This window comes from Winogradskyella sp., assembly GCF_965656915.1.
Lineage (GTDB): Bacteria > Bacteroidota > Bacteroidia > Flavobacteriales > Flavobacteriaceae > Winogradskyella.
This window is the reverse complement of sequence record NZ_CBFHMI010000025.1, coordinates 1-16025: the sequence shown is the minus strand read 5'-3', so window position 1 is coordinate 16025 and position 16025 is coordinate 1. Positions and strand designations below refer to the sequence as shown.

General features: G+C 33.5%; 18 protein-coding genes. 15 read left to right on the top strand and 3 right to left on the bottom strand.

The features are described 5' to 3' along the window. Positions 1–57: 57 nt before the first annotated feature. The 6 genes from ACTG3Y_RS08075 (at position 58) to ettA (ending at position 4687) form a co-directional block, all read left to right on the top strand. Positions 58–588, top strand: a complete 531-nt coding sequence (locus ACTG3Y_RS08075; RefSeq protein ID WP_439152420.1) for an NADPH-dependent FMN reductase — start codon at positions 58–60, stop codon at positions 586–588. A gap of 2 nt (positions 589–590) precedes the next feature. Then, positions 591–1028: a MarR family winged helix-turn-helix transcriptional regulator gene (locus tag ACTG3Y_RS08070; protein WP_439152419.1), complete on the top strand. Its 438-nt coding sequence runs from the start codon at positions 591–593 to the stop codon at positions 1026–1028. A gap of 59 nt (positions 1029–1087) precedes the next feature. After that, positions 1088–1960 carry a pirin family protein gene (locus ACTG3Y_RS08065; protein WP_439152418.1) on the top strand — a complete coding sequence of 291 codons (873 nt, stop codon included), beginning with the start codon at positions 1088–1090 and terminating at the stop codon, positions 1958–1960. A gap of 19 nt (positions 1961–1979) precedes the next feature. Beyond that, positions 1980–2696, top strand: a complete 717-nt coding sequence (locus ACTG3Y_RS08060; RefSeq protein WP_439152417.1) for a pirin family protein — start codon at positions 1980–1982, stop codon at positions 2694–2696. Positions 2697–2810: 114 nt separating this feature from the next. Continuing rightward, on the top strand, positions 2811–2993 hold the full coding sequence (locus ACTG3Y_RS08055) for a CAL67264 family membrane protein (RefSeq protein WP_439152416.1): 183 nt from the start codon (positions 2811–2813) through the stop codon (positions 2991–2993). A 2-nt stretch (positions 2994–2995) separates the two neighbouring features. Continuing rightward, positions 2996–4687 carry an energy-dependent translational throttle protein EttA gene (gene ettA / locus ACTG3Y_RS08050; protein ID WP_439152415.1) on the top strand — a complete coding sequence of 564 codons (1692 nt, stop codon included), beginning with the start codon at positions 2996–2998 and terminating at the stop codon, positions 4685–4687. A 58-nt stretch (positions 4688–4745) separates the two neighbouring features. On the opposite strand, the gene ACTG3Y_RS08045 is transcribed toward ettA, so the two are convergent. The 3 genes from ACTG3Y_RS08045 to ACTG3Y_RS08035 form a co-directional block, all read right to left on the bottom strand. Next, on the bottom strand, positions 4746–4970 hold the full coding sequence (locus ACTG3Y_RS08045) for a hypothetical protein (RefSeq protein WP_439152414.1): 225 nt from the start codon (positions 4968–4970) through the stop codon (positions 4746–4748). 198 nt (positions 4971–5168) lie between these two features. Further along, a complete protein-coding gene (locus ACTG3Y_RS08040) occupies positions 5169–5441 on the bottom strand; it encodes an MBL fold metallo-hydrolase (protein WP_439152413.1) in 273 nt (90 codons plus the stop codon). After that, on the bottom strand, positions 5395–5946 hold the full coding sequence (locus tag ACTG3Y_RS08035) for an MBL fold metallo-hydrolase (RefSeq protein WP_439152412.1): 552 nt from the start codon (positions 5944–5946) through the stop codon (positions 5395–5397). Before ACTG3Y_RS08035 ends, ACTG3Y_RS08040 begins: the two co-directional genes overlap by 47 nt. 164 nt (positions 5947–6110) lie before the next feature. On the opposite strand from ACTG3Y_RS08035, the gene ACTG3Y_RS08030 reads away from it, so the two are divergent. From ACTG3Y_RS08030 to ACTG3Y_RS07990, 9 genes are all read left to right on the top strand, one after another. Continuing rightward, entirely contained in the window at positions 6111–7454 is a 1344-nt protein-coding gene (locus ACTG3Y_RS08030) for a microtubule-binding protein (protein ID WP_439152411.1), read from the top strand. A gap of 63 nt (positions 7455–7517) precedes the next feature. Then, positions 7518–8567, top strand: a complete 1050-nt coding sequence (locus tag ACTG3Y_RS08025) for a hypothetical protein (RefSeq protein WP_439152410.1) — start codon at positions 7518–7520, stop codon at positions 8565–8567. A gap of 5 nt (positions 8568–8572) precedes the next feature. Further along, a complete protein-coding gene (locus ACTG3Y_RS08020; RefSeq protein WP_439152409.1) occupies positions 8573–9445 on the top strand; it encodes a sulfotransferase family 2 domain-containing protein in 873 nt (290 codons plus the stop codon). Positions 9446–9457: 12 nt separating this feature from the next. Beyond that, entirely contained in the window at positions 9458–10015 is a 558-nt protein-coding gene (locus tag ACTG3Y_RS08015; protein ID WP_439152408.1) for a hypothetical protein, read from the top strand. A 39-nt stretch (positions 10016–10054) separates the two neighbouring features. Then, positions 10055–12016 (top strand): AAA family ATPase, encoded by a 1962-nt coding sequence (locus tag ACTG3Y_RS08010; protein WP_439152407.1) that lies wholly within the window; start codon positions 10055–10057, stop codon positions 12014–12016. A gap of 22 nt (positions 12017–12038) precedes the next feature. Then, entirely contained in the window at positions 12039–12629 is a 591-nt protein-coding gene (locus tag ACTG3Y_RS08005) for an NUDIX domain-containing protein (protein WP_439152406.1), read from the top strand. Positions 12630–12631: 2 nt separating this feature from the next. Then, positions 12632–13867, top strand: a complete 1236-nt coding sequence (locus tag ACTG3Y_RS08000) for a DUF6638 family protein (protein ID WP_439152405.1) — start codon at positions 12632–12634, stop codon at positions 13865–13867. Positions 13868–13908: 41 nt separating this feature from the next. Continuing rightward, positions 13909–14451 (top strand): hypothetical protein, encoded by a 543-nt coding sequence (locus ACTG3Y_RS07995; RefSeq protein ID WP_439152404.1) that lies wholly within the window; start codon positions 13909–13911, stop codon positions 14449–14451. A 107-nt stretch (positions 14452–14558) separates the two neighbouring features. Further along, a partial coding sequence (locus ACTG3Y_RS07990) for a hypothetical protein (protein ID WP_439152403.1) occupies positions 14559–16025 on the top strand: 1467 nt, incomplete at its 3' end.

The window sequence follows — 16025 nt, the reverse complement described above, 5'->3', positions numbered from 1 at the left end:
CCTTGGAATATAAAAAATAATTTTATAATTTTGCATTATAATCAAAATGATAAAAACATGAAACAAATAATCGCATTTGCAGGAAGTGATAGTAAAACTTCAATAAATAAACAATTAGCAACTTATGCCGCATCACTAGTAGAGGGTGCAGAATCAACTGTGTTAGATCTTAATGATTTTGAATTACCAATGTATAGCATGAATTTAGAACTTGCAGAGGGTATTCCGGATAATGCTCACAAATTCTTAGGTTTAATTAAATCTACAGACGGTATTGTTTTATCATTAGCCGAGCATAATGGAACGTATGCTACTGTGTTTAAAAACCTATTTGACTGGATGTCTAGAATTGATGGTAAATTATGGAGTGACAAACCAATGTTATTAATGGCAACATCACCTGGTGCAAGAGGTGGTGCTACCGGATTAGAAATTGCTCGAGGGAGATTTAGTTTCATGGGAGGAAATATAGTTGGTAGTTTTAGCTTACCATCCTTTGGAGAGAATTTTTCTGATGGAAAAGTCACTAATAAAGAATTAAATAATCAGTTATTAAAGGAGGTGCATCAATTAGCTGACAGTATTTAAATATGGGTGACTTAGCTAAAGATATCAATTCAACGTTTCCGAATAATAGGGTAAAAGCATTGCTCAATATTATTTATACGGCTAACTGGATTACAAGTTGCCAGAACGAATTTTTTAAAGAATTTGGTATATCACCGCAGCAATATAATGTTCTACGAATATTGAGAGGTGCAGGTAAACCTTTAAAAGTTCAAACAATAAAAGATAGAATGATAGAGCGTTCACCTAATGCAACTCGATTAATGGATAAATTATGTGCTAAGAATTACATAGAGCGATTACCATCTGAGCATGATAGACGTGTAGTAAAGATTGCTGTTACGCAAGAAGGCAAGGATTTATTAGCATCAATTCCTAAAAGCTTAAATAAAGACTTATTAAAAAACTTAAATGAAGAGGAAGCAGAGCAATTAAGTAATTTGTTAGATAAAATGCGCTAGTCGTATTTTTTTAAATAAATAGTTTCCATGGAATCTAATATAAATGAAAGAAAAGTAAAATGAAACTAAATACAATACGAGAAGTGGGACGAAGTGATTTTGTCAATATGGGACCAATACGATTGCGTCAACCATTACCAACCCAAGGTATAGATATGATCGATCCATTTGTTCTGTTACACCATTACGGACCATATGAAATTAATGAAAAAAGCAATCCATTTGATTTAGGACCGCATCCGCATCGAGGATTTGAGCCTGTCACATTTCTGGTGCAAGGAGTACAATTACATAGAGACTCATTAGGTAACGAGAGTGTTGTTAAGTCTGGTGATGTACAATGGACAACGGCTGGTAGAGGTATTGTTCATGCTGAAGGTCCAACAAAATCCTTTGTTAAAAAAGGTGGTGTTATCGAAGGTATTCAGTTGTGGCTTAATTTACCTGCTAAAAAGAAAATGATAGAAGCTAATTATCAGCATGTTAAGCATGAATATTTTAGAATTGTGACTTCTGACGATGGGAAAATCACTACCAAAATTATAGCGGGTGAGCTTAATGAGACTTATGGAAGAATTGCTACGCAAACTGCAGTAAATGCATTTATGATAGATGCGAAAGCTGAAGGACATGAATCTATTTTGTTCTCAAATAGTCAACAAGGCATGTTATACTTATTAAGAGGTAAAGTGAAAATTAATGGCATTACCACTTTAGAATTAAATAACAATCAACTCATCCAGTTTCATCAAGATGGAGAAGGCTTTATTATTGATGCAGAATCTGATAGTTTATTATTATTTCTATCCGGAGAGCCGTTTAATGAGCCTGTAGCATCTTATGGGCCATATGTAATGAATAATCAAACAGAACTTTTAGAAGCCATGCGAGATTACCAAATGGGTAAAATGGGATTTCTTCCAGTAAGTTAATTAAAAAAAAATAAAATCTATGAAAACAATAATTCACAAAGCAGACTCACGCGGTTATGCAAATCACGGCTGGTTAAAATCACACCACACCTTTAGTTTTGCTAGTTATCAAAATCCAGAGCGTAATAACTTCGGTATGTTACGCGTATTAAACGATGATCTTGTACAGCCAAAAATGGGCTTCGGTACACATCCGCATAAAAACATGGAAATCATTTCCATTCCACTTAAAGGTGCGCTATCGCACAAGGACAGTATGGGAAACAAACGCGCCATTGAAGTCGGTGAAGTTCAGGTTATGAGTGCAGGTACAGGTTTAACACACTCTGAGTTTAATGATAGTAAAACGGACGAAGTTAATTTTCTTCAGCTTTGGATTATTCCAGAAGAAATGAGTGTAGAACCCAATTACGAACAACGTCAATTTTCAAAAGACGGAAGACAAAATCAATTGCAAACAGTAGTAGCACCCAAAGATAAACTGGAAGGTGAGGCTTTGCCTATAAGTCAGCAAGCCTATATCTACAGAACGTCATTAGATGATGGAAGTCTTATAGATTTAAAAACAAAAACCGAAGGTAATGGTGTTTACATCTTTGTTGTTGATGGAACTATCGATGTGGCAGACAAGACTTTAGGTAAAAGAGATGCCATTGGTATAAGTGGTACTAGTGACGTTGCAATAAGATCTAATAAACAATCAGACTTAATTATAATAGAAGTTCCAATGAACTAGCTTATATTATAAGTGATTAATAGCGAAAAAGCATCTTATTTTTAAGGTGCTTTTTTTAGTTTATTTCACGATATTTGTGTTTCAACTAACTAACTAATATTAAGAATTACAATTATGACTATGAATAAAAATACAGTATTAGCATGGGCTACAGTTCTAATGATTATAATGGGAATTATTCTTATACTAATGGGAGCATATAGATACGATGATGTTGCTGGTTGGGGATTTGCTACTGTTGGAATTGGCTTTTTTGCTATTGCTTGGGTGTTTAATGCTTTAAAAGGACGTGTTTAATTATGAGTGATGATAACAAAATAATTTTTTCAATGTCTGGTGTTACTAAGACGTTTCAGTCTGCTAATACACCAGTTTTAAAAAATATATATCTCAGTTTTTTCTATGGTGCTAAGATTGGTATACTAGGTCTCAATGGTTCTGGTAAATCGACTTTACTTAAAATTATTGCAGGTGTAGATAAGAACTATCAAGGAGATGTAGTGTTCTCTCAAGATTATTCAGTTGGTTATCTAGAACAAGAACCACAACTAGATGACGAAAAAACGGTTTTAGAAGTCGTAAAAGAAGGAGTCGCTGAGACAGTTGCGATTCTCGATGAATATAATAGTATAAACGACCAGTTTGGTTTAGAAGAAGTTTATAGTAATCCAGATAAGATGGAAAAGCTTATGAACCGACAAGCCGAACTTCAAGACCAGATTGATGCCTCTAATGCTTGGGAATTAGATACCAAACTAGAAATAGCTATGGATGCACTGCGCACACCAGAAGGTGTCAAGAAGATTGGTGTGCTTTCTGGAGGAGAACGTCGTCGTGTAGCTTTATGCCGTTTATTGCTAAAAGAACCAGATGTATTATTATTAGATGAGCCAACTAACCACTTAGATGCCGAGTCTGTACATTGGCTAGAGCATCATTTAGCGCAGTATAAAGGAACGGTCATAGCTGTAACTCACGACAGATATTTTTTAGATAACGTAGCAGGTTGGATTTTAGAACTCGATAGAGGTGAAGGTATTCCTTGGAAAGGGAATTATTCATCATGGTTAGACCAAAAATCCAAACGATTAGCACAAGAAAGCAAATCAGCATCTAAGCGTCAAAAGACTTTAGAACGTGAGTTAGAATGGGTGAGGCAAGGTGCTAAAGGACGTCAAACTAAGCAAAAGGCGCGCTTGAAGAATTATGACAAGCTCTTGAGTCAAGACCAAAAACAATTGGATGAAAAACTGGAAATATATATTCCAAACGGTCCTAGATTAGGTACCAACGTAATTGAAGCCATTGGTGTAAGTAAGGCATATGGAGATAAATTGTTATATGAAGATTTAAATTTTAATTTACCACAAGCTGGTATTGTTGGTGTTATTGGACCAAATGGTGCAGGTAAAACGACCATTTTTAGAATGATAATGGGAGAGGAAAAACCAGATAAAGGTGAATTTAAAGTAGGTGATACTGCTAAGATTGCCTACGTCGATCAGAAACATTCTAATATCGACCCAAACAAAACCATTTGGCAAAACTTTAGTGATGAACAAGAGTTGGTAATGATGGGTGGGCGCCAGGTAAATTCCAGAGCATATTTAAGCCGATTTAATTTTTCTGGTAGTGAACAAAATAAAAAGGTAAATCTATTGTCTGGTGGTGAGCGTAACCGTTTACATTTAGCAATGACCTTAAAAGAAGAAGGTAATGTTTTACTTTTAGATGAGCCGACTAATGATCTAGATGTCAATACATTAAGGGCATTAGAAGAGGGCTTAGAAAACTTTGCTGGCTGTGCTGTGGTGATTAGTCACGATAGATGGTTTTTAGATAGAATATGTACTCATATTTTAGCCTTTGAAGGAAATTCTCAGGTTTATTTCTTTGAGGGCGGATTTAGTGAATACGAAGAGAATAAGAAGAAACGATTAGGAGGAGATTTAGTACCTAAGCGCATTAAGTATAAAAAGCTAGTACGATAGAAAATAACCGATAAATAAAAAAGCCCGCAAAATTGCGGGATTTCTTTATTATAATTTTTTAGTTATCCCCATATAAATGACCACCTGTAAAGTCTTTATAAGACTCGTCGACATCCTTGAAGGCATTGGTTTCCATTAATTTTTTATTTTCCGCCTTTAATCTATACATCTTAATAACTGCAATAACAATAAAAATAAGAAAAATGGATGCTACGGCTATTAGAATCATAGTAAGTTGTGCGGTTGTCACGACTAAAGCCTTTGACAGCAGGTTATTCAACATGATAGATAGTTTTAGAATTGGGTTCTATATTGCTAATATATAAAAAAACAAACGATAAATACCTAAGATTAAATATTTTACGCTAATATTCCTACAAAATTTATCGATAAAAGGGTCTTATACTTCGACCAAACGCACTGTTTATCGGCTAAAAACAGCTTTCTAAAACTTATTAACAAGTTGATACTTTTTTAAATTTTATTCATACCAGTTCAAAAGCTCCACATTTATAGAATTATCACCTTCGTTTACCAATTGTTTAAATTTATTAACATCACTTAATCCTTCAGTGCCTCTGTAATGATAAGGGTAAACTGTGTCTGGTTTAAATTCTAATACGGCATTTGCGGCAGATTCAACAGGCATGGTGTATGGTAAATTCATGCAAACAAATGCCTTATCTATATTTTTTAAACTACGCATTTCAGGAATGTCTTCTGTGTCTCCTGAAATATATATATATACGTTCATTATCTGTAGATAAAACATAACCGTTGCCACGCCCTTTAGGATGAAATTTCAAAGCTTCCTCTCTAAGATTATACATTGGAATTGCTTTAATATTTATGTTATTATGTTTATAACTATCGTTATTATTTATAGTCACAATAGTCTTGCAAATGGTACTTGGAATTTTATCAGTTACAGCTTTAGGACCAACAATAATTGACTCTTCTAAACTTAGGCTTTCTAAAGTTTTAATACTTAAATGATCACCATGTATATCCGTTATTAAAACTAAAGTTGGTTCCTTTTGATTCTTAAAAGCACCTTCACCAGCTGTTGGGTCAATATATATGATGTCGTCATCGCTTTCTAAAACCAATGCACCATGTTCAATAGGATTAACGTTTACTCCTTTGTTTTCGCTCATTTCTGGCTTCATCGAAGAATTCTCAGAGATCTCTTTATTGTCATTTTTACAACTAATTAGTAAACTAACTGTGATTAGTAAAATGTATTTTGTTAATTTCATAATTTATTTTTTTTAAAGATATTGAACAATTTATTTTTGTAAAAATACTGTAACATTTTTATAACTATTACTACTTATAATCTAGTGGATAAAGTTTTTATAGTCTTAAAAAATTACCGAAATTGCTTATCCTTAAATTGTTCAACTAAATAATACATTACAATATGGCTGATGATTTTGATTTATTAGAAACTAACTCGCAAGAAAAAGCGAAAAAAGTAGATGTTAACTGGGGAAAAGCCATAGACCAAATGAAGTCTAAATTGGCGCAAGAAGATGATCCAGAAAGTCGTCAGAAAATTTTAAATGCAACATTAGATAATGTTGTAGATATGGCTGAGAAAGACAGAACAACCTTACTTGATGCAATAAAAGACCTTACTGATTATCAGGATGAAGTGGGTATTATGTTTGAAGGTTTTTCTTCCTTAAATGCTGCTGAACAAAAAATCATCGATAATGCTATAAAACGGCTAGAACGCGCTAAGGTTGAGCTTGAAGACGCTAAAAACAAACCAGATACTTGGTGGAATAACCTTTGGGGAAGAAAAGGAAAAATAAGAGATGCAGAACAGGAGTTAACTGCGGCTCAAAAAGAACGCGATTCGGCAGACAATAGAGCTAAGGCAATGTTTCAGCAACGAATTGAAACTGCAGATGTACAGACTTTGTTAAATGAATTGTCATTTAAAAGTCAGGCTGCGATAAAACGTTTAAAAGACAGAGAGTTAGAAATTAAGGAAGTTGAAGAAAGCTTAAAAACTGCTATTGTTGAAGCTAGTAATAATCACACTAAAGCACTTCAGAAGAAAAAAGAAGTAGAAGAAAAGCTCGAAGAACAATACGCTTTATTAAAACAAGCGCGACAGGCCCTAGAAGAAGTTGCAGATAAACAATCTACGGAATACTCCGAAGCTTTAGAGAGAGTAACGCAACTGGAGCAAAAAGTAGAAGAGCTAGAAGGTCTTAAGAATGCCTACACAACTTTAGCCGCTTCTAAAGACAGTTTTGTGCACAAACACAATCTTACTATAAAAGTATTAACTTCTTTAAGAAGTAATTTACAAACACATAGAGCCAAGTTGAAATCAGATACTGATGAGCGTTTAAAATATTATGACGGTTATGTTGTGGCTTTAAAAGCGCGTACAGACCAAGAGTTTGCTGCCATATTAGAACATCTTGGTGTTAAAACTGATGAGCACATAGGTGAAACTTTAGCGGCTATGCACACAGCAAGTGCTAAAGCGCGTCAGGAAATGATGGATAATATTCCTGTACACGAAAAAGTAATGCAAGGTGTTTATGGAAGTTATGCAGAAGCTTTAAAAGAAATTAGAACAAAAGATTCCGAGATTCAGAAAAATTTTGCAGATCGTTATGGTATTGATATGAAAGAAATATTTGATGAATACTATAGTGCAGATCCAAATGCACCATCAGATGGAGGTGGAGAACCAGAAGGTGAGCCTAAACCAGAAGCAAACGATGACGACCTGTTAGGGTAAAAGTAATCAGATGCAGTATTACACTAAACTGATTACTGCTACTGTAAACTGAATACTTCAAGAATGATTGTAACACCATTAGATTCAGCAATATTAGATTCTAAGGAGCAATATGTCTTTTATCATAAGATGATTGACTTTTCGCTTAAGGAGCTTATTGTTGCGGTTCAACATAACCAGATTTGCAATAATCAAGAAGTACAATTGTTTAAACAATATTCAGATTTATTGTTGTACTCTATTGAGGCTATGCGTGTTAAATACATGTATGATGATGAAGAAAACATGAAAGTGGATTTAACGGATTCAGGTTTTCCAAATTATCTGGAGTTTCGTTATTTATTCAATGATCTGGAATTACGCGAAGAGTTTTTAGGTAGATTAACTAATGTCGACGATTTAAAAGATGAGTTTTTAGATACGCTAATGCGTAAAAAAGAACCAATAGCTAAGCGCAAATTATTTCAGGCAGCGTCAATTGTGTATTACACATCAGCTAAGAAAGAATACATATTTAATCGATTTGTTCAGGGAAAAATATTACCTGCGCCAGATTCGGTGCCAGAAGCAGAGCATTTAGTGAGCTGGAGCTTTTACGATGTTACGCATAACAGACCATTTATTTGCTACATGTATTTTAACTACGATGGCAGAAATGTGAAAGATTATAAAGACGAAATATATACCGTTTTAAAGAATACATCAGATAGAGAAATGGCTATGGATACCATGGCTTATGCTATAGATAAGCGATTGCCAAAGGTAATGCCAAAACTTATAAAACGTGTAGATCTCGGACCTATTCATAATGTATTTGCAAAGGATGAAAATGATGTCACTCATACTATTTTAGATGGAATAGCAAAGAAGATTATTCCATTAGAATCTTATGCGATTTCATTTAAAATAGATGAAATCAGCTCTATTAGTGAATTTAAAGAAGGTGGTTTTTTTAGTAAACAAACATTTCAAAAATGGAATACCATGTTTAGACAGAGATTTGTTTTTGCACCACATCGCATTATACAGTTGCTTTACAATAAAACACCGGAAATAATGAACAAACTAGCCCAAGCACCAATTCAAATAGCTGATTTGAAAATTGAAAAGTGAAAATCATGAACAAAGGTGCAACGTCTGGTTACAAATTAAGACCACCATATCCATTAATAAACCCTAAAAAGAAGTTTATTCTGTTTACCAATGCAAAATGTGGTGGAACAACCTTAAAAAGTTGGTTTTTAGATTCGTTAGACTTAGAGAATACGTTTTCAAATAGCGTACAAGCATTAAAAAACTTTGGAGTTATTTTCCTATTTAAATGGTATAAGTATCGATTTTTAAATCATGATTTAGAGAAGATTAAATTCTCTAATGCCTATTTAAGAAAGTTTATAAGAATCTATAGACGTACAACATTGTCTAATATTAAACGACATGTTAATGATTTAGCTTTTTACAAAGTAGCTGTTGTTAGAAATCCTTTTGATTGTCTTGTCAGTGGATATGTCGATAAATTTTGTGGTGAAGATATCAATAGATCATGTATGCAGGCTGTCATAACACAAATCGATTCAAAAGATGCTAATGGAAATGCCCAAATAACTTTTGCGCAATTTGTTGATTATTTATACAGCCGAAATCTAATGGAAGTAAATTCGCATTGGAGACATCAGACTTTTGTTTTTGAAGGTGTTAAATTAGATGAAGTCATTCATTTAAAAGATATGTCTGCAAAGCTTCCAGAATTAAGTAAAAAATTAGGGTTTCAATCTGAAATAGATTTTTCAAAACACAGACAATCTAATAGTTATAGAAAGGATATAGCTACCAAAGAATTGTCAGAGGTGTACCATATATCCAATAACGAATTAATAGAGTTTAAGTCAAAACATGGTTGTTTTCCTGAGAAAAATGCTTTTTATGATGATGAAATCAGACAAAAAGTAAGAGCTATATATAAACGTGATTTTGAAATGTTAGGTTATTAAAATAATTTAGATATGAAAGTGAAATTTAATATTCATGTAGTTATTTTGTTGCTATTTACATTATTGGCTTGTTCAAGTGATGATAATAACAATAATGGTAATAATGAAATTGATATCGATTTGGTAACAGGAATCTTTGCACGACAAGATTCTTTTTCAGCAGGATTTAGATTAGGGAATCCTAATGTAAGGATGCCATTAAGTATTTCTTCAACGTCTATAGTCGCTTTTCCTAATCCTGTCAATAATTTTTTAAGCATTGAAATTTCTCAGACCAATGAAGTTATAACAGATGTTTGGTTAGTAAGTGCAAATGCAAATCAGATATTTCAGGATACCGATTTTGATGAAGTTTATAATGAGAACACCTATACCATTAATCAAATTTCTCAAGTTTCGATACAATCATTTAATGACTTATCTAATACTAATTTAATGTTAAATCTTGAGAGCTTTGAAACAGGATATTATCGTGTTTTTATCAAAACAGATCAAAGCCTTTTTTGGGATAATATTTATGTCGATAATGATGGTGTTAATATTACAGAATTCTTTGATTCATGGGAATAATATAGCTAAACCTTGAATCGTAACTTTTATAAATTATCAATGGAACACAACTCAACTTTTCCTATAAAACAAAACGAACTCGACATGCTTCGTGATGAAGCCACATCGTATTTAAAATCTATACAATGGGAGCAGAGTCAACGCGCTAAGAACAAGGATAATAGTGGTAAGGACGAATCTATATTATTGTATTTATCCAGAGCTAATAACGGAAGTAATGTAGCTGTAACATCAGTGTCTAAAACCATTTTAGCCTTAAAGAAACGTCTCTTACCAGAGTCTGTTGCTATTCCTATTTATTTAAATCAAACTTTATTTGCAGTACAAGAAGGATTAACACTTGGTATATGGATAAAAGATAGCTATTATGATGCGTCTGGCTTATCGAGCTTAAGTGAAAATAAATCTGCCTTAGATAGCTCAGGTAAACGTGAGTATGAGAGTAAAATGCATACAGCAACAGCTTTTATGTTGTTCGCTACCGCATATAAAATTCTACACGATTTAAAACCTCACGCATCAGACGATCTTTCTGTGATGAAGCAGAAATTCGCAGGAATTCCAGAAGTGTCATTTATGACACCATTAAAGGGTATTTCTTGTCAATTATTTTATTATGATAAATACCTTGGTCATCCAGATATTATTAAGACAGATAAAGATGTTATAGACTTCACAGTGGTTTATTTTGAAGCTTTAATTGATGAGATACAATTAAGAAAAAGTAGTTTAGAATACACAGAAACCATTGCTGATAGAACCTATAAACTCGAAAACTCGGACTTTGCAGTTTCAGGATGGGAAAATGTGTTTCAAGGCACGGCTAAAAGTGTAGAGTTTAATAAAATTCAATTTGAACAGATTGTAGGAAACAGAGAAGCCAAGCATTTTGCGCGTCGTTTAACAGAGCGTATGTTGAGTTACGACTTTGAAGCAAAGAAGAATCCTTTTCAGGAACTAGGTGGATTTATGCCTGTGTTTATGGGTTATGGTATTCCAGGTACAGGAAAAAGTATGCTTATTGCAGCAATCGCTACACGTTTAAAAGAGCATAGCGATAATCTGGATATTCCATTTTTGTTTCACCCAATACCAGATACTTTAATTAGTACGTTTCAAGGTGGCTCTGCCGAGAAGATGGTGGAATGGATGAAACCACTTCAAGATCCATCTAAATTGATTTTTGCACCTATAGATGATGCAGAAAACAACTTACAAGAAAGAACTGCACAAGGTGTTTCGGCTGGTGTAAAGGAAGTTATTGGAGTGTTTTTAAGATATACGGAGGGCGCATATGCTGTCAATTATGGTAACAGTTCTATAGGTTTATTTACCAATCTACCAGAAATGTTAGATAAGGCAGTAATATCGCGTGTGCAAGGACGATTTAAGATTGATGGAGCAAGAACAGAGCACGATTTCTTAGATCAGGATTACATTTGGTGGAGAAAGCTACAAGATACAATGCCAGATTTTGTGAATATGGATGATCCAGAAGTCTACAAGTATTTAGCAGATCAAGGTTTAGCGAAGAGTATGGGAGATATACTAAACCTGGTAGAAAAGCCATCGGAAGAGCGTGTACTAGAAACATTTGAAAAAGTAGAAAAACTGCACGAAACAGAAGATCATATGTTTTACGCAGCGTTATATAAAGAAATTCAAAAAATATTTCCATTTTTCTCTTCAAGAGATGTACGAAATATTCAATCTGCAATATCGTTACGCTTAACCGATTTTGACCTGGAGAAAGATTGGTTTGAGAATCCTGACAAATATTTTAGAAAGGATTATGAGACCAAATTCAATATGCTTCAGGAATTGATGAAAGCCAACATGAAAGGGCTTAACTTTTCTGATATTAGAAAACAAGAGGTTATTCGTTATTTAGATAATGTTGCAACTATAGCAGATACCGATTTTAAACGAAAAGTAGATGCCAGAATAAATCAATTAAACATTGAGACCGAAGCAAGAGAACAATTCGGTGAAAGAGATTAGTATTATATAGAAGAGCCTGTAAATGCAGAAAGAGAATAAAGTCAGTAATATTGAATATATAAATTTATCTAATGAATGGGCAAAATTAGATAAGGTAGAATACGATTATACATTTGAATCTGGTGAGCAAAAACGAATTTCTAGAGAATGTTATAATCGAGGAAATGGTGCCGCTATTTTATTATTTAATCGCAGAAAAAAGAGTGTTATTTTAACACGTCAGTTCAGAATGCCGATTCATGTCAATAATACAAATGAAGCAATATCAATAGAGGTTTGTGCAGGAGCTATTGATAATAATGATACGCCGTTAGAAACCATAATTAGAGAAACAGAAGAGGAGGTTGGTTATAAGATAAAAGATGCAAAACATGTCCTTATGGCTTATACATCACCTGGTGCATTAACTGAAAAAATGTATTTGTTCGTAGCTGAATATTCAGATGCTCAAAAAGTGAATAATGGAGGTGGATTAGATGCAGAGAATGAAGAAATTGAAGTGCTGGAATTGCCTTTCACTAAGGCCATAGAAATCATAAAATCTGAAAAGATTATTGATGCCAAAACCATACTATTATTGCAATATGCTCAGATTAATAAGTTGTTAGATTAAAGATGAACAAACTAAAACAAGCTAATTTATATAGAAGCGAGCTTATACCAGTAAGTGGTAAGTTAGTAGAACGCTATAATAAGTGTTTGAGAACTCTTGGTTTTAAAGAAACCAAACTGAAGTCTTTTTCTATTGATGGAGTAGGTTGGAGTCCTGAAGTTGCAGAAGAAAAGAAAGACGTTCAGTATCTAAATCACGGTGATGCGAATCCTCACGGTATAATTATATCTCCTTTACAAAAGGGAAAGCCTGTTTATTTGCCATTTCATTCGTTTGATAGAGAAATGATGCAACACGTCTTTAGAACGCATGGTGCTAAGATTAATGATATTACCAGAGATTCTGCCATTTGTATGGATTTCGATCAGGATATTGACGTGTTTTACGAACCTATGGATATTCTAAAGTATGATGATGTCAGTATAACATTTAGATTGATTGACGATCTAGAAGAAAAGCAAAAAGAACAACTGAGACTTGTAGATAAGTTTAGAATGGGTAATAACTTTATAGATGAAAATATTCATAATGAATTATTAGATTCTGCTAAAACTTATGGTAATTTACGCAATCGAGACTTAAGATTGCATCCCCTACATTTTTCAACAGGCTCATTTTATACACGCGCTTTTGATGGTGTATACCTTTTAAGAGATTTTATAAAACCTATTCTGGTTTTTGAAAATAAAGAGGTATATAAACAAGCCATTAAAGATACAGTACATGATGTGCTGATTTATCATATTTCACAGCCAGAACTAATTGAAAAGCTGAAAAGCCATATTATCATAGAATGCAATTTAGAGGCTATGGTAAAGACACCAAATTATGACCGAATTAAAAAATTTGAGCTTTCACAGTATTTAAAGGATACAGAACATCCTATTAAAGATATCCTCAATGATAAAGTGTTATTTAAGAGTTACCTTAATAAAATAGACATTAATGCCAGAAAGCGTGTAATGGGTGTAGAACTATATCTCGAAAAACTAGAGCGTAGTAATGCCCACAAAATTGAAGATATAGTCGACCAATCCTTATATTTTTCATTACATCAACCGCATTCCTCGTTGTCGGCAATACATCGAGATTTAATTCATAAACTATTAATTAACATTTCACCAAAAGACGTGTTATTCTTGTATTGGTACGATAAAGAGCAATTTTATAAAAGTTATGATACCTGGGATAATTCATTTAGAGATTGGGTAATTGAGCGTATAAGTAACAATATATAAGAAAATTAGACTAATTTTATAAGAACCTTAATTACAACATCATGGGATTAGAACTTGTCATTTTTATTGCGGCCGTTTTATTAGGTATTTTCATTTATTGGAGAGAATCTAATGGTAATGGTGCATATAGATTATTAAATAAGATTGTTAATAGCAAAGAGTTACAAATGAGTGCTGATAACCCTAAAGGGTTTGTATTCAAACAAGCATTTTTACCACGTTTAATATTTGTTGTAACATTAGTTCTTATTGCAGCACTTGTAGTAGAATTTTTAACACCATTGACAGTTTTTTCAAGTTACGATGGTATTTCTGCGTTTTCATCATTTGCAGTCGGAACATTATTAGGCACTTATGTTGCAAGTTTTGTCATTAAAACGACAGAGGTTGTTGAGGAAAAGAGTGATTCTATTGGTGATATCGTAGACGATGCTGTAGAAAAAGGAAAGGATTTTATAGAAGACCTAAAGACAAAAGATAATAAAGCTGTCGAAGAAGCGAAAAAAGAAATTAAGACGGATCCTCAAACAGAAGCGGATAAAAAATCCGCACGAGAGCGCTTAAAAGATAAAGGGTTGATGTAATGCTGATTGTCATTCTGAACTAGTTTCAGACTCTCAAAAAATAGAACAAATAATCAAAAGATGACCATATCTCGAAATTTCGGGATTTACAATTACAACAGACTGTCATGATAAAATCATATTGGAACAAAGGAGGCAAACAAAAGCGAATTACCATATTTGTGGTTCTACTATTACTCATTTTACTATTCTTTTTTAGAGATGACTATCAGCCTGTTTTATTATTTCTGCGCAAATATCTTTTTGTCATTATTGTTAGTTTATTAATACTAACTTTTGGATTGAGAAAATTCAGAAAGACTTCCAGCACAGGTCGTCGCCTTGGAATATTAGCTTTGCTAATTGTCTTTTTCGGAGTATTGTACGTTTTTGGCTGGCACTATAAAATGTACGATTATATGAAAACCTATAATGTTTTTAATAATCTTAATAAAGTTGAAATTAATGAGTTACCTCTAACTCAGAATGAACGCATACAGCCTCTAAGAAATATTTTTTCGATGGCAAACGAAAGTGTAGGTGAAACTAAAGACGTGTCACTACCACATTTAGTGCGAATCGGTACTGAGAATAAATGGACCATGGCTATTCAGCCAAGTGAGAAACATATCATGCAGCGTATTAGCGATAATACTGAAGAAGTATTTGCAGTTAGTAGTACAACACCATTTCCAAGATTTTCAAATGAAAATCGTATTGATGTTACATTTTCTATTGGTGAATCTTTAAAGTTCAGTAGAAACACCTATAACGCGGTAGTACAACGTTTTAATCCGTGGATGTTGTTCAATTATGAACCAAGTGATACTTTTTATATGCAAAATGATGACGACCAATGGGTACAGGTTGTAAGCCTTATCAAGTGGAGAGGATTTTTCTTTCCATATCCAACGTTTGGTGGTGTTATGATTATAGAAGCTGGAGAGCACGACTTTAATGATTATCTAGAACGTGTAGCCATCGGTAAAGGCACATTTGTGAGTCCAGAAGACATTAAAAACTATCCGTTTTTAAATAAACAGAATACGCTGGCAGAAAAAGTCTCACAGTTACAAGCGGAGTCTTTAAAATTCTTAGGAGGATTTAGTGATCCATTACCATGGAATATGGAAACAGCAGTAAAAATTCCAGTAATGCCAAAAGATCAAAACCAGCAACCTTATGTCACTGATTTTGATTTTGCAGGAACAAACACAGATGCTTACAGTGGACTATACCATTGGTTTGGACTAGAGCCAGTAGGTGATGAGCGCACAAATTTAAGTTTTAGTGTTTTTGTACCAGCGGATGGTTCAGATAAATTGTATTACTATGACCATGCGTCCAAAAAGCAAGGGTATGCTGGTGTTTCCGCAATGCCTTTAAAAGTTATAGAATCTCGTAAAGAGTATGATTGGAAAGCTAGTACACCTGTAGAGTTTAGACCCTACATAAAAAATATTGCTGGTAGAAAACGTATGTTCTTCTTAGGAACTATTTCTTCAATTAGTGAGCGAAACGCACAACAATTTGATGGTTCTGCAACTCCAGACTTGGTTTTAATCGATAGCGAATATAGAGATGTGATTTGGATA